Consider the following 20,815-nt stretch of genomic DNA (forward strand, 5'->3'; position numbering starts at 1 on the left):
GGCATGTTCCTCATGCTTGCCTCAGCGTTTCTCGATCAACTGCCGCCCCATCGCCTTCGCATACTGATCGAGCGCGTTTCGCGCGACACGTGATGCCGCGAGCACGCCGACATCGGCGTCGTCGCGGTAATACATCGCGACGTCGATCGGCGGCGGCAGCGGACGCACCTGCAATTGCCCCAGTTCGCCGCTGCTCAGATAGGGCTCGACAAATAGCGCGGGCACTGCGGCAATCCCATAGCCGTCGCGCAGCAGTTTCACGATCACCGCGACCGATGGCATGCAGGTCACCTGAGTCTGCGCGAGCGGCATACCGGCGCGTTTGGCGAGCGCGTGCACGATCGCCTCGACGGCGACTTGCGGCGCGGTGCCACGGCCAAACGTCAGCACGGGCTTGCTCAACACGGTCTGCACGTGTTTCGCGCGGCTGGCCGGAATCAGATCGCTGCGCGCGATCCAGCGCACGGGGTAGCTCGCCAATAAGGTCGACACGATCGACGCTTCAGGCTCCGCGGTTTCTTCCACTTGAATCACCAGATCCAGGTCGCCCGCGCGCAAGCGCGGCCCGAGTATCGCGCTCGAATCGACCGTGAGATCCACGACGATACGGTTGTACTCGAGGTTCAGCAGGCGGATGTAGTCCGGCAGCCAGCTATGCACCACCGTCTCGATCACGCCGAGGCGCAAACGCGTCGCCACTTGTGTCTCGTCCTGCGCGGCCAGTTGCAGCGAGCGCGTAGCCTGCACCACCGAGCGCGCATGCGCGAGCAGCCGCTCGCCATTCGCTGTGAGCTGAAATTCAGCCGCATCGCGCTCGATCAACTCGACGCCCAACTCCGCTTCGAGCGTTTTGATGCGCAGCGAAATCGCCGCGGGCGTCGCGTGCATGGCGGCGGCCGTCGCGCGAAAACTGCCTAGACGGGCGAGCGTCAGAAACGTTTCGACAAAGCGGGTATTCATGGCGGAGCTCTCTTAACAGCGGCGGGTTGCACGCGATCATCGCCGTGGACGGGCAACGGCGCTGTTAAGTTTAATTTAACGAAATCCAATAAAAACTCGCTGGATGGATATTTTTGACGTTACTAATCTGGGTTGCATCCGCGACAGTTTTTCAGCCACGCGATCCACCTGGAGTCGAGCAGTCCATGTCCTACACGCCGTCCGAGTTTCGTCAGCAGATACGCAGCCGTCGCCTGTCCGGCCCCACCGCGGGTTATTGCGGCGACTATGCGCAAGCCAATCTCGCCATCCTGCCCAAACAGCACGCCGACGATTTCCTGCGCTTCTGTACGCTGAATCCGAAAGCCTGTCCGCTGCTCGGCATCGGTGAACCGGGCGACTGGCGCGTGCCCGCGCTCGGCGCCGATCTCGACATCCGCAATGACGTGCCGGCGTTTTACGTGTACCGGCATGGCGAGCGCGCCGAAGAAGTGCGCAGCCTCGACGAATTGTGGCGCGACGATCTGGTGGTGTTCGCGATCGGCTGCTCGTTTTCCTTCGAAGAGATGTTGCGGCGTGAAGGCATCGCGCTGCGTCATATCGAACAGCAGGTCAACGTGCCGATGTATCGCACCCGCGAGCGTAACGTGGCGGCCGGCGTGTTCGGCGGCAATCGCGTCGTGTCGATGCGGCCGATGAAAGCCGCCGACGCCATCCGCGCGATCCAGATCACCAGCCGCTTTCCCGCCGTGCACGGCGGGCCGGTTCATATTGGCGATCCGTCGCTGATCGGCATTCGCGATCTGGCGCATCCCGATTTCGGTGACGCCGTCGAAGTACGCGGCGACGAGCTGCCCGTGTTCTGGGCTTGCGGAGTCACACCGCAAGCCGCCATCGAAAGCGCGCGTCTGCCGTTCGCGATCGCTCACAAGCCGGGGCACATGCTCGTTACCGATATTCCCAACACCACGCTGGCGGTACTGTAGCCGCAGCGTTTGTGCCCTCACCCGCCGTGCGACGAGACACGGCCAACGACGACCGGAGTACAAGCATGGAAACCGAAGCGCAGTTGACCGCCGACGCCGAGCATTATGCCGAGTCCGGTACAGGACAAGGCCCGTTCGCGTGGTATCGGCAGATCTCCGCCAGCGAGAAGCGCGCCTTCTGGAGTTGCAAGATCGGCTACGTGCTCGACGCCATGGACACGCAGTTCCTGAGCTTCGTGATTCCGACGCTGATCGCGACGTGGGGCATCACGCGCGGCGACGCCGGTCTGATCGGCACCGTCACGCTGCTGAGTTCAGCGCTCGGCGGCTGGGGTGCCGGCGTGCTGTCGGATCGCATCGGCCGGGTGAAGACCTTGCAGATCACGATTCTCTGGTTCGCGGTCTTCACGCTGGCTTGCGCGCTGGCGCAGAATTTCTCGCAGCTGTTGTGGGCGCGCGGGCTGATGGGCCTCGGCTTTGGCGGCGAGTGGACGGCCGGCGCGGTGCTGATCGGCGAAGTGATCCGCGCGCGCGATCGCGGCAAGGCGGTCGGACTCGTGCAGGCGGGCTGGGCGATAGGCTGGGGTATCTCGACGCTGCTCTTCATGGCCGTGTTCTCGCTGGTGCCGGCCGATTACGCGTGGCGCGTGCTGTTCGCGATCGGCATTGCGCCGGCGCCGTTCGTGATCTGGATCCGCCGCTTCGTCGACGAGCCCGAGGTGCATCGGGCGCAGAAAGCGGCGCAGGCCGCCACGCAAACGCGCACTTCGCTGCTCGATATTTTCCGTGGCGAGATCGTCTGGACGACGCTGCGCGCGTCCGTGCTGGCAACCGGCGTGCAAGGCGGCTACTACGCGGTAACCACGTGGCTGCCGACGTATCTGAAGACCGAACGGCATCTGAGCGTGATCGGCACCGGCAGCTATCTGGGCGTGGTGATCGTCGGTTCGTATTGCGGCTACCTGACGGGCGCTTATGTCAGCGACAGAATCGGCCGCAAGCGCGCCTTCATCGCGTTCGCTCTGGCGTCGTGCGCGATTGCGCTGATCTACACGCAACTGCCGCTCGATAACCTTTCGATGCTCGCGCTCGGTTTCCCGCTCGGCTTCTGCGCGTCCGGCATTTTCTCGGGCATGGGGGCGTTCCTCACCGAGCTGTTTCCCACGCGGATTCGCGGCTCCGGTCAGGGCTTCTGCTACAACTTCGGGCGGGCGGTCGGCGCGACGTTTCCGTTCCTGATCGGCTACGTGTCGCAAACGACGACGCTCGGCCATGCGATCGGCGTGTTCGCTGCGGCGGCGTACGGCATAGTGATCCTCGCCGCGTTGACGCTGCCTGAAACCAGGGGACGGCAGCTCAGCGCGTGAGCCGCCGCGACGCGCGTGTGTGTTCAAGCCTGTTCAGGCGCGCGTCCGATTACATGCGAATCCGACGCCGCCGATCCGTCCGCGTGCCCGCGTTCACGTCCCGCGGTCACGACCGCGCCGGTACCGCCCGGTCGGCCCACCGACTTCGCATGACGCTCGATCAGCCGTTGCAGTAAGCAGAACGCGCACAGCAAGGCGCCGATCACGATGCGGGTCCACCACGAACTGAGCGTGCCGTCGAACGTGATCAGCGTCTGGATCGTGCCCAGAATGCCGACGCCGAACAGCGATCCGATCACATAGCCGACGCCTCCCGTCAGCAGCGTGCCGCCGATCACCGTCGCGGCGATGGCATCGAGCTCCATGCCCTGCCCTTGCAAGCCGTAACCCGACAGCACATAGAACGTGAAGACCGCGCCGCCGAGCGCCGAACAGAAGCCGCTCAGCGCATACACGCCGATGCGCGTGTGCGCCACCGGCAAGCCCATCAGCAAAGCCGAACGCGCGTTGCCGCCGATCGCGTAGACGTTGCGCCCGAAGCGCGTGAAATGCGCCACGTAGATCGCGGCCAGCAGCGTGACGAATGCGATCAGCACATTCGCCGTCACCGAGCCGATGCCGATGTCGATGTCGAGGCGAAACGCCGAGATCTTCTGGAACGTCGGATCGGTGATAGTGATCGACTGTGTCGTGATCAGAAAGCACAAGCCGCGCGCGAAGAACATGCCTGCCAACGTGACGATAAAGGCCTGCAAGCGGAAGAAGTGAATCAACGCGCCCTGCACCGCGCCGAACACCGTGCCCATCAGCAGCACGATCGGCAGGATCACCCAGACCGGCCAATGCAGATGTTCGGAGAGCACCGCCTCGGCGATGGTCGTCAGCGCGACGACCGAACCCACCGACAGGTCGATGCCGCCGGACACGATCACGAACGTCATGCCGATCGCCACGATCAGCAGGAACGCGTTGTCGACCAGCAGATCGAGCAACACTTGCCACGAGAAGAATCCGGTGTACATGACCGAGCCGAATCCGAACAGCGCGCAGAACAACAGGATCGTCACGGCGATCGGCAGCGTGCGCGGATCGACAATATGAGCCCAGGCTTCGAGGATGCGTCTCATCGCGCCACCCTCCGTTGCGTGACAAGCGCCATGCCGAGCGCGCGCGCCGACGGCGACTGGATCACGCTCACCGCGAGCACGACGGCCGCCTTGACGACGAGCGTCGCTTCCGGCGGTACGCCGATCGAATAGGTGGTGTACGTGAGCGTCTGAATGATGAGCGCGCCCAGCACCGTGCCCGCGAGACTGAAGCGGCCGCCGAGCAGTGAGGTGCCGCCGAGCGTCACCGCGAGGATCGCATCGAGTTCGAGCAGCAGGCCGGCATTGTTGCCGTCGGCGCTGCGTACGTTCGAGCTGATGAGAATGCCCGCCATCGCCGCGGTCAGTCCAGAGAAGCCGTACACCGCGAAAACGAGCGCCTTGGAGCGCAAGCCGACCAGACGCGTGGCGACCGGATTGACGCCGATCGCGCGAATGAACAGCCCGAGCGCGGTGCCTTCGACGAGCGCCGCGGTTGCCTGCACCGACACCGTAGCGATCCACACCGAACACGGCACGCCGAGCCAGTAACCGCCGCCTACAAACAGATAGCCCGGCGCGCCGATCGGGATGATCTGCCCCGCCGTCAGCAATTGCGCGATGCCGCGCCCGGCGACCATCAGGATCAAGGTGGCGATGATCGGCTGCATCCCGACGAACGACACCAGCAAGCCGTTCCACATGCCGCTCAGCACGCCGACGATCAAAGCCGCCAGCAGTGCCTGCGCGATCAGTCCGCCAGTCGGTACCGGCTGCGTGGCGAGTATCGTGGCCGCGGCGGCGCCCGCGATCGCCACGACCGCGCCGACCGAAATATCGATGCCGCGCGTCGCGATCACGAGCGTCATGCCGGTCGCGACGAGCACCAGTGGCGCGGCACGATTCAGCACATCGATCGGCGCGCCGAACAGATGGCCGTCGAGCATGCGTAGCGACAGGAAATGCGGATTGACCCACAGGTTCAGTCCGCACAACAACACCAGCGTGACGCACGGCCAGATCAAAGGACGCTCGGCGCCGTCGCGTACGAACCAGTTAGATAGCTTCATTCGCCGCTCCCCGCGATGAGTCGATAGATATTGTCTTCGTTCGACGCCTTGCCGGCCACTTCGGCGATCTTGCGACGATCGCGCAACACCACCACGCGATGGCTCACGCGCAGCACCTCGCTGATCTCCGACGAAATGAACAGGATGCTCAGACCGCTCGCGCATAGCGCCAGCAGACGATCCATGATGTCGAACTTGGCTGCAACGTCGATGCCGCGCGTGGGTTCGTCGAGGATCAGCAGTTTGGGATCGGTGGCGAGCCAGCGCGCCAGCAGCGCTTTCTGCTGATTGCCGCCGGACAGCAGGCCGATCGGCTGTTCCGCATCCGCGGCCTTAATGCCGAGCCGCTCGATCCATAGATCGGCCAGTTCGCGCGCGCGCTGCCGGCTGATCTTGCGCCACCAGCCGCGCCGCGCCTGCAACGCCAGCAGAATGTTTTCGCGGATCGACAGTTCCGCGACGATGCCCTCTTTCTTGCGGTCTTCCGCGCAATAGCCGATGCCGTGGCGCACCGCGTCGCGCGGCGAACGCAGCCGCACCGGGCGCCCTTTCACCAGGATCGTGCCGCTGTCGGCGCGGTCCGCACCGAACAGCAGCCGTGCGGTTTCCGTGCGGCCCGAGCCGAGCAAACCAGCAAGACCGAGAATCTGGCCGGGCTGCACGTCGAGATCGATCGGCTGCAGCGTGCCGCGCCGTCCGACGCCGCGCAACTCGACGAACGGCTGGCCGGTCTGCGCGGCTTGTTTTTCTTCCGTGTCGTGCCCTTCCTGCGCGGCTTCGCGCAAACGTGCGCTCATCCGCTCGTGGCCGACCATCTTCGATACCAGTTGATCGGCCGGCAGATCGCGCGCGAGATATTCACCTTCGCGCTCGCCGTTGCGCATTACCGTGATGCGATCGGAGATGGCGTACGTCTGTTCGATGAAATGCGTGACGAACAGAATTGCAATGCCAGATTGCTTAAGATGCCGAAGGATTTTGAAAAGCTGGCTGACCTCACCGTCGTCGAGGCTCGAGGTCGGTTCGTCGAGGATCAGCACGCGCGCGTCGACCGAAAGCGCTCGCGCGATGGCCACCATCTGCTGCACGGCGATCGGATAGGCGTCAAGCGATCGCGTGACGTCGAGACTCACGTCGAGGCGCGCCAGCGCGGCTTGGGCGCGCCGCTTGATATCGGGCCAATCTATCGCGCCGAAGCGCCGTGGCTGCCGCCCCGCAAAAATGTTCTCCGCAACGGAGAGGTTCGGGCACAGATTCACTTCCTGGTACAGCGTGCGCACGCCGGCCGCTTCAGCTTCCTGCGGCGAGGCGAACGCCACTACCTGGCCACCGAGGCTGATCGTGCCGGCGTCCGGCGCTAACACACCGGTAAGCACATTGATCAAAGTGGATTTGCCCGCGCCGTTCTGCCCCATCAACGTGTGGATCTCGCCGGGGAACAGGCGGAAGTCGACCCGCTGCAGCGCCTTCACGCCAGGAAATGTCTTGCTGATGCCGGCGGTCGCGAGAATCGGCTCGACGCGGTTCGTGGCGCCGTCGGCATGGGTTGCGGCGGCGCCGATGATGCCGGCCGGCGGGTTCGGTTCAGATGCGGGATGCGTCATAGGCCTCGCTCGATCGGCGGTGCGTGGTTCGGCGGCCTCCAGCGGCCTCAAGTCGGCAGTGCGCGGAAAAGAGGCCGCCGCTGCCCAAGCAGTCGGACGGCCAGGCACCACTGGAGAAACCTTTTTTCGTGTGTCGGTACCGCGCTTCCCGTCGCGCTTGTCCGCGTTTCTATGCCCGCTCTTGACAGTCAGGAAGCCTTATCAATTGCCGTCAGTACTTGCGCGTCGGCAGTGTCTGCGCGGCGACACTCATCGGGAAGACCGTCTCTTCCGTCAGGATGCGCTTAGGCAGTTGCTTGCCGGCCACGACATCTTTCACCGCCGACATCAATTGCGGACCCAGCAGCGGACTGCACTCCACATCGACATTCATCTTGCCCGCGGCCATGGCCTGGAAGCCGCCCTTGGTCGCATCGAACGAAACGACGATGATGTCCTTGCCCGGATGCATGCCGGCTTCTTCCATCGCCTGGATGGCGCCGAGCGCCATATCGTCGTTATGCGCATAAACTACATTTATCTTATTTCCATATGTCTTTATAAACGCTTCCATGACCTGCTTGCCGCCGGCGAGCGTGAAGTCGCCGCTTTGCGACGCAATGATCTTGAACTTGGGATCGTTCTTGATCACTTCGAGGAGACCCGAGTGCCGGTCGTTGGCGGGCGCCGATCCGACCGTGCCCTGAAGTTCAGCGATGTTGACCGGGCCTTGGTCGTTCTTGTAGTGATCCGCGAGCCAATGACCACCGCGCCGGCCTTCTTCCAGGAAGTCCGATCCGATCATCGTCACATAGAGCGAAGGGTCTTTCGTATCGATGTTCCGGTCGGTGAGAATCACCGGAATTTTTGCGGCTTTAGCCTCGCGCAATACTGGTTCCCAGCCCGACTCGACGACCGGCGAAAACGCGATGACGTCGACTTTCTGCGCGATGTAGGAGCGGATCGCCTTGATCTGGTTTTCCTGCTTCTGCTGGGCGTCGGAGAATTTGAGCTTGATCTTCGCGTCGGCCGCCGCGGACTTGACCGACTCGGTGTTGGCGGTGCGCCATGCGCTTTCCGCGCCGACCTGCGCAAAACCCAGCGTGATCTGTTTGTCCTGCGCGTAAGCGCCCGGCGTGGCCAGCGTCAGCGCACCGAAGCCCGCGCAAAGTGCGAGCGCGCCCAACGCACGACATGCGGCGCGTCGTGTATTCGCCATGACTGTCTCCTGATCGTTGTTGTGTAGGCGACCCATCGAATCCGCCCAGCCGTTGCGGCCCTCACGGTGCGTGGATCGTGATGTAGCGTAGTGTGTAGGGCGTTAACCGTCCAATCATATGATTCGCGTCGGCGATATCAATTTTGGTATAGGGCGTCTGGCGGTTGTGGGTGGTCGCTCGCGTGGTGCTGGGGTGGCTCGGGAGCGTTGCCTGGCGTTGGTGCGTTGCGCTTTTTTATGCGCTTACGTGTTCTGTGGCTTGGTGGCTTCGGGTTTGGTCGGCTTGGTCAGCTCCGCGGCGCAACCGCCCTCGCCCAATGCACGCCACACATTAGCGAACACCAGCACGCGGCGTCACCCATCGAAACGTCAGGTTGATGCGCTCGCCCGCCACTCGCGGCTCTTTGGGCGCCCGATGCCGCCAATCCGCCTGCGTGTCGCCCTTCATCACCAGCAAGCTGCCGCCTTTCAGTGAAAAAGACTGCACGACGCCGGTCTTGTTATGCCGCAGATCAAACGTGCGAGCGACACCCAGGCTCACCGAGGCAATCACCGGATGCGCGCCGAGTTCGGGCTCGCGATCCGCATGCCAGCCCATGCTGTCCGTACCGCTTCGGTAGCGGTTGATCAGCACGCTATTAAAATGCGCGTCGCAAATCGACTCCACAGCAGACTTCAGTTCGGCGACGGTCGGCGTCCAGGCTTGTGGCACGTTGCGGATACCCGAGTAGACATAGACGGCGTCAGGCTCGCCTTGCCAGGCGGTCAGCCGTGGCAACGGCACACGCCCGGCAGGCGTGCCCATCATGTCCTGACGCCATTCGACTTCGTCGACGAGGTGCGTCAAGGCCCGTGCCGCCGCTTCAGGCGACAACCAATCGGGATACCAGTCGACGTCGGGCGTCGGCAGAGCATCGGAAAAATCCGCAAAAAGATCCGTCATGAGAATGCCTGAGTACAATCGCGCGCACAAAGCGCGACTGGATGAGAACCTTGGCTATTATGGCGGCAACGATAACGACGCTACTACGCGTAGCTTGCGGTTTGATCCGGCGCCGTCCTTTTCATTTCGCCCACGTCACCTTCAAGGAACCATCAAATGCTTCTTTCCGACCAGGCGCTCGATCAGCTTTTCCGCGAAGCGCGCACGCATAACGGCTGGCAGCAAAATCCGGTCGACGACGCCGTGCTCAAGCAACTCATCGAACTCGTGCTGCTCGGCCCGACATCGGCCAATTCGAGTCCGGGCCGCTTCGTCTTTGTCAGAACGCAGGAGGGCAAGGAAAAACTGCGCCCGGCTTTGTCGCCAGGCAATCTCGATAAGACGATGGCAGCGCCGGTCACGGCGATCGTCGGCATGGATATGGCGTTTTACGAGCACCTGCCGAAGCTGTTTCCGCATGCCGATGCACGCAGCTGGTTTGCCGGTAACGAGAAGGCGATCGCCGACACGGCATTTCGCAATTCGACGCTGCAAGGCGGCTATCTGATTCTCGCCGCGCGCGCACTTGGCCTGGACACGGGCCCAATGTCAGGATTTGATGCCGCCAAGGTCGACGAAGCGTTCTTTGCCGGCACCACCGTGAAGTCGAACTTTCTGATCAACCTGGGCTACGGCGACCCATCGAAACTGTTCCCGCGCAGCCCGCGCTTCGCTTTCGACGAGGCCGCGCGGATCGTCTGATGCACGGTGCCCGGCACGTCCTTGCGTGGTCAAGTCAAGATCGCCACGTAGAAGACCACGGCGCCGATCAAGGCGCCGATGAAGCAGAAGCCCTCTTCGGCTTCGTCGCCGTTGGACCGCACCCAGGCCCCCACGACGCCGAACAATCCCGCGATGCCGAGAGCGACGCTAAGCATGACGACATAGAACAGCGCGCTTTTGCCCAACTCGGAAAAATCGATGTTGCGCACGCCGAAGTACAAGCCGATCGCCATTACCGAAATGACCACGAGCGGCAGCATGACGTGGCTGCCCTCATATCCGACGTGATGCGCGTGGCGGAACGGGTTGCCTGATCTGAGCAGCTTCATATGTGCCTCCTGCTTTGCCCTCTGCCGGCGACTGTACGAACCGCGAGCGGACTGCGCGGGCCCTCGCTGTGGCCTTTGCACTGACTGCGATACAAGCCGGTTCTATTTGAGAATAGTCCACGCCCGACCACAATTCAAAGCCCATTTAATTCGAACATATCGGCAGCCTGAGCGGCCTACCCTCAGCCGCTTGGGTTGCTGCAATGCAATACCGTGCGCGTGCCTGTTAGCCTTGGACGGTTCGCCATAGCAGCGTCAATTTGGCGCGGCCGGCAGGCCGTTGCACATCTCGGTAGAATGGATCGGCTCGTTCGCCACGGCATTGCCGCGCTCGGCGAGCCGCCGCCGCTCCGCCGTCTGTGCCGGCCCCTTCCCGCCCTGATCCTCTCTATGCGCCGCTCATCGTTTCTTGTTCGCTTCATCCTGATTGGCATTCTCCTGCATATCTACGTGGGCTTGCGTCTGATTCCGGACATGCCGATCGATATGACCGGCCGCTGGCTGTGCGCGTTGTGGCTCGTGCTGTCGATCTTTTTGATTCCGCTCGGCATGCTGGCGCGCACGATCAAACAACAACCGCTCGGCGACCGGCTCGCATGGGTCGGCCTGCTGGCGATGGGCTTCTTCTCGTCGCTGCTGGTCCTGACATTCGCGCGCGACCTCGTGCTCGCTTCGCTCCTTACCGTCGATGCAATCTGGCCGAACACCATTGCCATCCCGCACTGGCGAACCGGCTCCGCCGCGGCTGTGCCGCTGCTCGCGCTGCTTTCCACGCTCGTCGGCCTGTTCAACGCTCGCCGCCGCGCCAAGGTGGTGACGATCGAAGTGCCGATCGACGATTTGCCCGCCGCGCTCGACGGTTTCACGATCGTGCAGATCAGCGATATTCACGTCGGCCCGACTATCAAACGACGCTATGTCGATGCAATCGTCGACGCGGTGAATCGCCTCAAGCCGGATCTGATCGCTGTCACCGGCGATGTCGTGGACGGCAGCGTGCCGCAACTGACCAACCATACGCAACCGCTGTCACGGTTGAGCGCACGCCATGGCACCTTTCTCGTTACCGGCAATCACGAGTATTACGCCGGCGCCAACGCCTGGATCGACGAATTCCGGCGCCTGGGATTGAACGTCCTGCTGAACGAGCACGTGATCGTGGATCACGACGGCGCACGTGCCGTGATCGCCGGCGTGACCGATTATTCAGCGGGCCATCACGATCCGGCGCACCGCAGTGACCCAGTCGCGGCGCTGGCCGGCGCACCCGGCGACGTACTGATCAAGGTGCTGCTCGCCCACCAGCCGCGCTCAGCCGAAGCCGCCGCCGCAGCCGGCTTCACGCTGCAGCTATCCGGCCACACGCATGGCGGCCAGTTCTTTCCGTGGAATTTCTTCGTGCGCCTTCAGCAGCCGTTCACCGCCGGCCTCGCGCGGCTGAATGGACTCTGGGTGTACACGAGCCGCGGCACGGGCTACTGGGGACCGCCGAAGCGCCTGGGCGCACCTTCCGAAATCACGCGCTTGCGCCTCGTACCCGGCGAACCCGATTAAGGCCCGACAGGTCCGATTAAGCCGCCCGTTACTGCGCGGGCGCCACAGCCACGCTCACTTGCGGCGCGAACGCCACCACCACTTGCATACCCGGCGTCACGCCGGTGATCTTGGCGGGATCGCGGCCCTGGATATGAAACAGAGACCCATTCGGGTCTTTGAGCGCCATGATGCCGGAAACGTGGTCGATGGACTCGACCCGGGCGTGCACGCTCTGCACCGTGTTCGACTGGGCAATCTGAGCCGCTGCCGCTTGACCGTTCGCGCTCTGCGTGACGCTGATCACGGCATTGCGCATCATGCGGATGTGAACCTTGCCGCCTTGCCTGATCTGCGCGAGATTGCGCGTGTCGGTAATGGTGAATGACGCCTCACCGCCTTGCGCGTCGAGCACAGTGACCGAATGGTTAGCCTGATCGACCGACTTCACGACACCGTCTGCCTGCAGCGTGCTGCTGCCTTCGAACGGCGCCGGCAGAGCTGCGGCTGACGACACGAGCGGAGCGGCAGCGATCAACGCGCCGGCGATGACGCCAAGAGCTTTAACTTTCATAGATTCCTCGATTCGGATGAGCGGCGGAAATAACGACGTCGTGCGGATCACGGCGCAACGCTGCAAGAGCGAAAAGCCCGACAAATAAGACCGCGCATTTGAGCGCCAAGGCCGCGCGACGTGTTACGGATGATGCAGACAGTGTGTTTTCCGGGACGGCTACCGTCAATATTCGGAGTCCGTATTTATGTAGGAATAGCTCTCCCATGCATGCGGAAACTTCCCCAAAGATGGCATGCAATTCATTCGCAGCCTCGCTCCGTCGCGACTTGACTTACCTTTGCAGAGATGCCTAAAATCCGCCCAGTTCATTTACCCGGAATCACGATCTTGGACAGTAGCAGTAGTACCCGTCGAGCTTCGATTCGCCCGATCGCCTGATCGGCAAGATTTCCGCGCCAGTGTTTGTCTGTCGCCGTCTTGCCTTCGGGCCGGCGGTGCACGTCGTTGATACCCACTTTTTACCAGCGAAATTGCCAGTAAGTTGCAGTGAAGTGCCGCACGGCTCCATGCCGTGCCGACCTTGCTCGACTGTCGGCGCCGTGAACCGTTCGTTCGCGCTGCGCCACGCCTGAACGCGCCCGCGTCCCATCGAGACGGACGTGCTGCTGTCACGTGTACGGTTCACACTGTGCAGTTTTGCGCCTCAACCTTGCTTACCGATGACCATTGAATTCGTCTGGCGGCTTCTCGCCGCCTTCGCCTGCGGCGTCGCGATCGGCCTCGAACGGCAAATACGTCAGCGCAATGCCGGCCTGCGCACCATCACGCTGGTCGCGAGCGGCGCGTGCCTGTTCGTCACGCTCGGCGTACTGACCGGCAACGGCACGGCCGGCATCACCCAGATCGCCGCCTATGTGGTCTCCGGCGTCGGCTTTCTCGGCGGCGGCGTGATCATGCGCGACAAGGGTTCCATCCAGGGAATCAACACTGCGGCAACCTTGTGGTGCTCGGCCGCGGTGGGGGTTTTGTGCGGCGCGGGTCATTACGGGCCGGCGCTCGCCGGCACCCTCGTCGTGCTGTTGACCAATACCGTGCTGCGCGAAGTCAGCCGTACGATCAACGCGACGCCGGTATCGAACGCCGACCTGGTCCGCGAATATGTATTGACGATCGTCTGCCGGGAAGCCGACGAGATCCACATTCGTACCGCCGTCTCCAACTCCATGTATTCGACGCCGCTGTCGTTTCAAAGCCTGACGAGCGAGGACGTTGAAAACGACCCAGGACGCATTCGCGTTACGGCAACGTTAAAGATGCATCCCAAGGATCAGTCGAAGCTCGAACAGATGGCCAGCCGCCTCAGCATGGAAAAGAGCGTTTCCAGCGTCAGTTGGACGGCCAGAGAAGCGGAGCCGACGCCGGAGTAAGCGTGACGTGTAAGTTCCCTATCTGCGCGCGCATCGTCTACACTTGATCTGCAATAGATTTAGACAATGTTAATTCCGCGTCCTGAATATGGACTGTCCCATAACCATCGACTAAGCTCTGTCACCGTGAATTTTTCACACTCAACTAGGGAGTCTCGATTATGGAACACGGCATCATTGCATGGCTCATCATCGGCGCGATCGCTGGCTGGCTGGCAGGCGTGCTCGTCAAGGGCGGCGGCTTCGGCCTGATCGTGGACATCATCGTCGGGATTGTCGGCGCGTTCATCGGCGGCTGGCTCGCCGGCGTGCTGCACATTTCGCTGGGCGGCGGCTGGATCGGCTCGATCATCACGGCGGTGATCGGCGCGGTCATTCTATTGTTTCTTATCCGCCTCATTCGACGAGGTACCTGAGCGTAGCACCTGATGTCTTTCGGCGTCAGGGGCGAATGCCACCTGACGCCGGTTTGATCTGACAACCCGCGTTTAAAGCCTTGTCTCCACCGCCGGCAACATCGAGCCGGTGTCCCGCAGCCGCGTATGCCAGGCGAAAGCCTGATCCAACTGATGCGGCGTTTGCCCGCCTCCCTTCAATGATTCCCTATAGTAGTCGCGCAACAGATCGCGATACAGCGGATGCACGCAATTCTCGATGATCAACGTTGCGCGTTCCCGCGGCGCGAGACCGCGCAAGTCGGCGAGTCCCTGCTCCGTCACGACCACATCCACGTCGTGTTCGTTGTGATCGCAATGCGGCACCATCGGCACGATGCTCGAAATGCGGCCGCCCTTCGCCATCGACTTGGTCGCGAAGATCGCGCACGACGCGTTGCGCGCAAAGTCGCCCGAACCGCCGATGCCGTTCATCATGTGCGTGCCGCCTACGTGCGTCGAATTCACGTTGCCATAGATGTCGAATTCGAGCGCGGTATTCAACGCGATTAATCCGAGCCGGCGGATCACTTCAGGATGGTTGCTGACTTCTTGCGGACGCAGAACAAGTCGATCGCGATAGCGTTCGAGTTCGCTGAACACCTGCGCCTGGCGCGCGGCCGACAACGTGATCGACGCGCCGGAGGCGAACGTCACCTTGCCGGCATCCATCAGATCGAAGGTCGAATCCTGCAGTACCTCTGAGTAAATTTCGAAGGCGTCGAACGGTGAATCGACGAAACCGGCCAGCACGGCGTTGGCAATCGTGCCGATGCCGGCCTGCAACGGCGGCAAGCGTTTGGGCATGCGCCCGCGCGACACTTCGTGCTGGAAAAACTCGATCAGATGACCCGCGATCGACTCGGTCTCGGCATCCGCCGGCAACACGGTGGACGAACTGTCGGCCATATTGGTGATGACGATCGCCGCGATTTTCTCGCGCGGAATCTCGATAGCCGGCGTGCCGACCCGGTCTTGCGGACGGACGATCGGCAGCGGCTCGCGGTTCGGCCTGCGGCCCGGAATCCAGATGTCGTGCAGTCCCTCGAGCGCGAGCGGTTGCGCAAGATTGATCTCGACGATCACCTTGTCGGCGAGAATCGCGAAGCTCGCCGAGTTGCCCACCGAGGTGGTCGGCACGATGCCGCCAGTCTCGGTGATCGCGGTGGCTTCGATAATGGCGATATCGAGTTTGCCCAGCTGGTTCGCGCGCAGCATCTCGACCGTTTCAGACAGATGCTGATCGACGAACATGACTTCGCCGCGATTGATCGCGTCGCGCAGCGTCTTGTCCACCTGAAAGGGCAAGCGGCGCGCCAGCACGTGCGCCTCGGTGAGCGTGCGGTCCACGTCGTGACCCAGCGACGCACCGGTCATCAACGTAATGCGCAGCGGTTTGCCTTCCTGACGGGCGCGCTCGGCAAGCGCAACGGGGACCGCTTTGGCATCGCCTGCGCGCGTGAAGCCGCTCGCGCCGACACACATACCGTCCTGAATCAGAAGCGCCGCCTCGGCGGCTGAAGTGATTTTTGCGCGCAACTCAGCGCAGCGAATCCGGTCTTGGTACATGAAACTGGGTCTCTCCATAGTCACCCGTCCAGACTACCAGTGCGCACGTCTGCGGTGTGCTTCGCTCGGTAGCCGGATTGTCGCACCCGCCGCGGCGTCACGATGGGACGCGGTCGCGGTCAGGTGATTCGTCGCGCGTCGAACGTTCGCGACAGGTCTTGCACATACGTCAGATATAACGAGTGGCGCGGCCTAGCTGCCAAAGTAGATGTTGCAGAAGCTCACAGGCCCAACGCACTCGTCAGCTTTGATTGCCGGTGTGGTGCTGCGGCTTTGCGTTTCGGCGTTCTTCGCGCGCTGCGCATTCGCTTGGGCAACCTGTTGTTCCGGGGCGGCCGGCGCCGTTTGCGCGTGAGCGACGACGGCGGACAAAGAGCAGGCAATCAGGGCAATCTTCAACACATTCATTTCGTTCTCCAGGACTTACGGTGCTGCCTCGCGGGAAACCCGTTGGGGAAACTGCGGGGCAGTGATGAAACTATATGGCTGCCTGTCCCGCGGATAAATGGGGCGGTCCGGAAGTGATCCTTCCATCTTGCAGAAGGATCGCCGCACAGAGTCCGTCGCCGCGTGCATCGGTCAATGCGGGTTGAACGGCGCGTCCTTGTCGAGCAACGCTGTGCGAATGAAATGCAGGCAACTCAGGATGCGCTGCAGGTCGTGACGCTTGTCGCGATCGGCATGAACCATTTGCAGCACGTCCTGCGCAAGCCACGTGGCCGCGCGCACGGACAGCAGCGCTCGCTCGAGACCACGCGCGTCGGGCCGCTCGAAGAGCCGCGCGAGGTCGTCGCGCGTATGCTCCACGGTGCTGGTCCAGCGCGGATGAAGAGTCTGCACGTAGTCGGCGCGCGCCATTTCGTTGCGCAGATCGATCACGGCGTGGCCGACTTCGAGCGTCGCGAGTGTCCAGCGCAACGCATCGCGGCGGCGGCGGGAGCGTCGCGTCAACAGCATGCGCAACTGTGAAGTCAGGTCGTGCGTGCTCGACTGAAAGCGTTGATTGAGACCCGGCAGTGCGTCCTTGCACGCGAATACGACTTGCGCGCGTAAATCGCCCATGATTTTCCCGATGAGCCAAGGCATGTCGGCCGGAAAAACCACCGCGAAAACGAGCGCCGCCAACAGCATCGACGCGCTCAACGCGATGCCGTTGTTGATCAGCAGATCCGGCGCGTAAGTGACGACGTTGTCGGGTCCGGCGAGCAGGCAGAAGAACACCGAGAAACCGATCCCATATCCCGCCGCCAGCTTGCGCGTGGCGATGAATGCGCCGAGCGCGAGCACCGGCGCCAGCGTCGCGCACAGCAGCGGAAAGCCGTCGATGTTCGGATACACGTAGCACGTGAAGACGTAGCCGGTCACGGTGGCCAGCACGGCGCCGACGGCCATCTGCACGGCCATCTTCGACGGGTTCGGCGCAGTCGATGTCAGCGCGCACGCCAGCGCCGCGCCGATCACCGCAAGGCCGCCGCTCGGCCAGTCGGTCATGAACCAGAACCAGCCCGCGATCGCCATCACCACAGCCGAGCGGATAAACGTCAGCGCAACGACAAAGGTGTTGGTTTTGCTCACATAGCGGCTTTTCGTTCGCGGATGGCTGTCGTCACGCTTTCGCTGCGTCACGGATGCGTAGGTCCGCGAGTAGCGGATCCATTCGTCGACGAACCGGTACAGCAGTTCCGCCGCCGTATCGAAGTCCGCCAGCGATTCGGCGGACGCGGCTTCCAGCGGCCGTCTCGTTTCACGCACACGCCTCGGCAGGCTCGCCTGGAAATGTTGCAAACGGGCTGCCATGCGCGATGCATCCACCGGGGCCTCGAACTGCGGCGCCATGAGCGCGGCCAGTTCGTCGAAATACGGTTTGATCGCCGCGACGATCGGCGCCGAGCCGTTCGCATGTAGCCGCTTGAGCAGTTGATGCAGCGCATGCAGCCGCGCACAGGCATCCATGAACTCGCCGTTCAGACGACCGAGATGCTGACTGCGTGAACGCATGGCCGGGTCTTCGAAGGCGGCAAAAGTACGTGTCGCCTCGAACCCGACAATCTCGTCGACGAGATTCGCGAAGCGCCGCTCGAACTGGCCCCGCTTGATGCCGCGAGCCAACACGTCGGCAGCGAATGCAGTAAAATTTCCGTACCGGATTTGTAGCGCGCGCCGCAGCGCGAGGCTGGACCGCTGCGGCACAATCAGCGCGCTCACCGCGCTCGAAGACACGATGCCGACCGCCACTTCCGCTGCGCGCGTGAGCGCCGCCAGAAACAGGTCGTGAGGCACTGTGACGTTCGGGATGCCGATCAGCGCAGCGGTATAACCCGCGAGCACAAAGCCGTACCATCTGAAATGCCGATACCGGACCGCTGCCGCAATGCAGGCGCTCACCCAGCCGATCATGCCGAGCATATACAACTCGGGCTGCTGGACGAACAGCGCGCCGAGCACCAGCGCGGCGACCGTGCCCGCCGCGGTCCCGAGAATCCGGTAGAAACTCTTCGCCAGCACCATGCCGCTGAACGGCTGCATCAGCACGAACACGGTGGTCATCGCAATGCGCGGCTGCGGCAGATCCAGCAGCATCGCAATGCCCAGCGCCAGCAAGCCCGCCGTGACGGTTTTCAGCAGATGCAGCCAGATCAGACTCTCGCCGGCCGCCCAGTCGCGGACGGCCGGGCTTAGCATTTGCAACATGCGGCCCCACTGCCGGCGGGAACCCGCCGTCGGCTCGATCGCATGTTCGCGTTTCATCTGGAATCTAGGCGCCCCGGTTGGTCGCTTAAGGAAGCACCGGCGGGAATACTGCGGACACCGGCACGCAAGCCGCCGATTGTAGGAGCATGCTATGTGCGCATTAAGAGGACGGCTGCGGAACGTCCGTTCCAGAATGAACAACAATGCGCATCCGGGACAGGCGGACAATACGGCTTAAGCCGTGAAATGGAAGGATCGATGGATACGTTACAAAATATGCGAGTGTTCGTGCGCGTGGTCGAAGCCGGTAGTTTTACCGCCGCCGCTCAGTCGCTCAATTCAACGACCGGCGCGATGTCCCGCGCGGTCTCGGAACTCGAAGCTCATTTGCGCACGCGGCTGCTCAACCGCTCGACGCGACGACTTGCGCTCACCACAGCAGGTGAGCGTTATCTGAAACGATGTCAGCAGATACTGGCAGATGTCGACACGGCGGAAGAAGAAGCCAGTTGTGCGCATGAGCGGCCAAGCGGCGCTTTGCGGATGCACAGCTTTGCCAGCATCGGCCAGCACTACGTTTTGCCGGCCATTTCGCGTTATCGCGCACTGTATCCGGAAGTCACAGTCGAGCTGACATTGTCGCAGCGCATGCCGGATCTTTTCGAAGGTAGCGCCGATGTCGCGGTGATCGGCGCTTCCACCTTGCCTGATTCGGAACTCGTGTCGCTTCCGTTGGGGACGACTTTTAGCATCATGTGCGCATCGCCCGCGTATGTGCGCGCACACGGCGCGCCGCAGCAGCCCGCCGATCTGGCGCACCACGAATGTCTGATCCTTCACACGCCGGCGTTTCCGCCGCACGAGTGGGTGCTCGATGGGCCGAATGGCAGCGAAATGATGGAGGTGAATGGGCCGGTGCACGTGAACATCGCTGAATCGCTGATTGTCGCGATTCGCGAAGGGATGGGCATTGGCATGGTGCCGCTGTACGCCGCCATTTCCGGATTGCGTGACGGCACGCTAGTGCGCGTGTTGCCGGACTATACCGCGCAGAAGATGCATGTTTGCGCGCTGTATCCGTCGCGTAAGTTCATCGACGCGAAGACGCGGACCTGGGTTGAGTTCCTGCGCACCCATCTGCCGAAAGTCATCGCACGCGATGAGGCGCTGCTCGCGGAAGTCGGAGAAGCGCAGGCCGACGGGTTGGCTCGGGTGAAAACCGGACATGAGGTGGCGCATAAACTTTGAGCGGGTCTTACGCCTATGTTTAAGCCCTGCTCTGACGTGGAATCCATTGAAGTTCCGACCCAGCCCGAACTGGACTGGACCCGGTTTCGTGAACACCTATCCTTTCGAGCTGGGTGCGCCACCCATGGCGAAGCATCGCACCCCGTACCCGGCCAATCGACGGGCGCGGTGTACTGGGAAGGCGCAGTGCGGGTGAGCCGCGAAGGTGTGGATGTGGGACGGGCGTACCTGGAACGTAAGCATCTGATTTGTACCGTTCCCCGCCTCGCGTAGAAGATGCAATCATCGTCTGCGACGGACACGAGTGACCGACTCTGTCCACAAACAGCGGGAATGGACACAGTGCCTCAGACAGTCGAGTTACCTGCCAAGCGCCAGAACCGACGGTATCCATTGGAATGGAAACAATCGGTCGTCGAGCAGACGTTTGAACCCGGCGCCTCGGTCGCAAGGGTCGCCCGCGACAACAACATCAACGCCAATCAGGTGTGGGCCTGGCGCAAACTGTACGCTCAGGGTCTGTTGATCGAAGATGCGCGGGCGGAGACCATGTTGCCTGTCGTTGTCGATGTACAGTCCGATCGACCGGCGGCCCGTGCTCCGGAGGCGACGAACGCGCCGGCACCTCGGGAGGCTGCAAAGGGCAGCATTCAGCTTCAACACGGCAATACTTCGGTCCGGATAGAAGGCGTGCCCGATGCCACGGTATTGCGCCTGGTCCTCGAGCGGATTCTGCGATGATCGGGCCGCGTGCAAACACACGGATCTGGATCGCTGCCGGCGTCACTGACATGCGCTCCGGCTTCAATTCGCTTGCGGCAAAGGTACAGATGGTGCTTGAGAAGGATCCATACGGCGGCCATGTTTTTATCTTCAGGGGGCGTCGTGGTGATCTTCTAAAGGCGTTGTACTGGAGCGATGGCGGCCTATGTTTATTTGCGAAGCGTCTTGAGAAGGGGCGCTTTGCATGGCCTCGCGCCGACGCGGGCGTCGTGGCGTTGACCACCGCTCAACTCTCGCTCCTGCTCGAAGGGTTTGACTGGCGACAACCGGTCGACGCGGCACGACCGCGCAGTGCTTTGTAAACGTCTGTTACCCGATGATCCGCGTGCA

General features: G+C 62.5%; 20 protein-coding genes. 9 read left to right on the forward strand and 11 right to left on the reverse strand.

All coding sequences use genetic code 11. The features are described 5' to 3' along the window. Positions 1-21 precede the first annotated feature (21 nt). Positions 22-960, reverse strand: coding sequence for a LysR family transcriptional regulator (locus B0G81_RS13185; protein WP_134136058.1), 939 nt, complete (start codon positions 958-960; stop codon positions 22-24). Between the two features lie 185 nt (positions 961-1,145). Here B0G81_RS13185 and B0G81_RS13190 point away from each other — a divergent pair, with 185 nt between their 5' ends. Together B0G81_RS13190 and B0G81_RS13195 are read left to right on the forward strand one after the other, a co-directional pair. Next, on the forward strand, positions 1,146-1,925 hold the full coding sequence (locus B0G81_RS13190) for a putative hydro-lyase (RefSeq protein WP_134136060.1): 780 nt from the start codon (positions 1,146-1,148) through the stop codon (positions 1,923-1,925). Positions 1,926-1,990: 65 nt separating this feature from the next. Further along, positions 1,991-3,292, forward strand: coding sequence for an MFS transporter (locus B0G81_RS13195; protein ID WP_134136062.1), 1,302 nt, complete (start codon positions 1,991-1,993; stop codon positions 3,290-3,292). A gap of 23 nt (positions 3,293-3,315) precedes the next feature. Here B0G81_RS13195 and yjfF read toward each other — a convergent pair whose 3' ends face one another. From yjfF to B0G81_RS13220, 5 genes are all read right to left on the reverse strand, one after another. Next, positions 3,316-4,419, reverse strand: coding sequence for a galactofuranose ABC transporter, permease protein YjfF (gene yjfF / locus B0G81_RS13200; protein WP_134136064.1), 1,104 nt, complete (start codon positions 4,417-4,419; stop codon positions 3,316-3,318). Beyond that, positions 4,416-5,447 (reverse strand): ABC transporter permease, encoded by a 1,032-nt coding sequence (locus B0G81_RS13205; protein WP_134136066.1) that lies wholly within the window; start codon positions 5,445-5,447, stop codon positions 4,416-4,418. Before B0G81_RS13205 ends, yjfF begins: the two co-directional genes overlap by 4 nt. Further along, a complete protein-coding gene (locus tag B0G81_RS13210; RefSeq protein ID WP_134136068.1) occupies positions 5,444-7,051 on the reverse strand; it encodes a sugar ABC transporter ATP-binding protein in 1,608 nt (535 codons plus the stop codon). Before B0G81_RS13210 ends, B0G81_RS13205 begins: the two co-directional genes overlap by 4 nt. Positions 7,052-7,262: 211 nt before the next feature. Continuing rightward, positions 7,263-8,249: an ABC transporter substrate-binding protein gene (locus B0G81_RS13215; RefSeq protein WP_116121252.1), complete on the reverse strand. Its 987-nt coding sequence runs from the start codon at positions 8,247-8,249 to the stop codon at positions 7,263-7,265. Between the two features lie 331 nt (positions 8,250-8,580). After that, entirely contained in the window at positions 8,581-9,192 is a 612-nt protein-coding gene (locus B0G81_RS13220; RefSeq protein WP_134136070.1) for an alpha-ketoglutarate-dependent dioxygenase AlkB, read from the reverse strand. 156 nt (positions 9,193-9,348) lie between these two features. Here B0G81_RS13220 and B0G81_RS13225 point away from each other — a divergent pair, with 156 nt between their 5' ends. Beyond that, positions 9,349-9,933, forward strand: a complete 585-nt coding sequence (locus tag B0G81_RS13225) for a malonic semialdehyde reductase (protein ID WP_134136072.1) — start codon at positions 9,349-9,351, stop codon at positions 9,931-9,933. Positions 9,934-9,962: 29 nt separating this feature from the next. On the opposite strand, the gene B0G81_RS13230 is transcribed toward B0G81_RS13225, so the two are convergent. Next, a complete protein-coding gene (locus tag B0G81_RS13230; protein WP_121310224.1) occupies positions 9,963-10,283 on the reverse strand; it encodes a hypothetical protein in 321 nt (106 codons plus the stop codon). 390 nt (positions 10,284-10,673) lie between these two features. Here B0G81_RS13230 and B0G81_RS13235 point away from each other — a divergent pair, with 390 nt between their 5' ends. Further along, entirely contained in the window at positions 10,674-11,837 is a 1,164-nt protein-coding gene (locus tag B0G81_RS13235; protein WP_134143097.1) for a metallophosphoesterase, read from the forward strand. Positions 11,838-11,865: 28 nt separating this feature from the next. On the opposite strand, the gene B0G81_RS13240 is transcribed toward B0G81_RS13235, so the two are convergent. Beyond that, a complete protein-coding gene (locus B0G81_RS13240; protein WP_121310990.1) occupies positions 11,866-12,390 on the reverse strand; it encodes a hypothetical protein in 525 nt (174 codons plus the stop codon). Positions 12,391-13,052: 662 nt separating this feature from the next. Between B0G81_RS13240 and B0G81_RS13245 the strand changes: the two genes are divergently transcribed. Together B0G81_RS13245 and B0G81_RS13250 are read left to right on the forward strand one after the other, a co-directional pair. After that, positions 13,053-13,760 carry an MgtC/SapB family protein gene (locus B0G81_RS13245; RefSeq protein WP_106280470.1) on the forward strand — a complete coding sequence of 236 codons (708 nt, stop codon included), beginning with the start codon at positions 13,053-13,055 and terminating at the stop codon, positions 13,758-13,760. Between the two features lie 161 nt (positions 13,761-13,921). Then, positions 13,922-14,176, forward strand: a complete 255-nt coding sequence (locus tag B0G81_RS13250; protein WP_007176844.1) for a GlsB/YeaQ/YmgE family stress response membrane protein — start codon at positions 13,922-13,924, stop codon at positions 14,174-14,176. Positions 14,177-14,248: 72 nt separating this feature from the next. On the opposite strand, the gene B0G81_RS13255 is transcribed toward B0G81_RS13250, so the two are convergent. From B0G81_RS13255 to B0G81_RS13265, 3 genes are all read right to left on the reverse strand, one after another. After that, on the reverse strand, positions 14,249-15,763 hold the full coding sequence (locus B0G81_RS13255; protein ID WP_134136074.1) for an acetyl-CoA hydrolase/transferase family protein: 1,515 nt from the start codon (positions 15,761-15,763) through the stop codon (positions 14,249-14,251). Positions 15,764-15,955: 192 nt separating this feature from the next. Further along, positions 15,956-16,171, reverse strand: a complete 216-nt coding sequence (locus B0G81_RS13260) for a hypothetical protein (RefSeq protein WP_134136076.1) — start codon at positions 16,169-16,171, stop codon at positions 15,956-15,958. Positions 16,172-16,342: 171 nt separating this feature from the next. Next, on the reverse strand, positions 16,343-18,511 hold the full coding sequence (locus tag B0G81_RS13265) for an FUSC family protein (RefSeq protein ID WP_134143098.1): 2,169 nt from the start codon (positions 18,509-18,511) through the stop codon (positions 16,343-16,345). 201 nt (positions 18,512-18,712) lie between these two features. On the opposite strand from B0G81_RS13265, the gene B0G81_RS13270 reads away from it, so the two are divergent. The 3 genes from B0G81_RS13270 (at position 18,713) to tnpB (ending at position 20,787) form a co-directional block, all read left to right on the forward strand. Beyond that, entirely contained in the window at positions 18,713-19,702 is a 990-nt protein-coding gene (locus B0G81_RS13270) for a LysR family transcriptional regulator (protein ID WP_134136078.1), read from the forward strand. A gap of 333 nt (positions 19,703-20,035) precedes the next feature. Next, the gene (locus B0G81_RS13280; protein WP_258875517.1) at positions 20,036-20,443 is read left to right on the forward strand and encodes a transposase; all 408 of its coding nucleotides are present in this window, start codon (positions 20,036-20,038) and stop codon (positions 20,441-20,443) included. Beyond that, positions 20,440-20,787 carry an IS66 family insertion sequence element accessory protein TnpB gene (gene tnpB / locus B0G81_RS13285; protein ID WP_134136083.1) on the forward strand — a complete coding sequence of 116 codons (348 nt, stop codon included), beginning with the start codon at positions 20,440-20,442 and terminating at the stop codon, positions 20,785-20,787. Before B0G81_RS13280 ends, tnpB begins: the two co-directional genes overlap by 4 nt. Positions 20,788-20,815 lie beyond the last annotated feature (28 nt).

The organism is Paraburkholderia sp. BL6665CI2N2 (assembly GCF_004366535.1).
Taxonomy (GTDB): Bacteria; Pseudomonadota; Gammaproteobacteria; order Burkholderiales; family Burkholderiaceae; genus Paraburkholderia.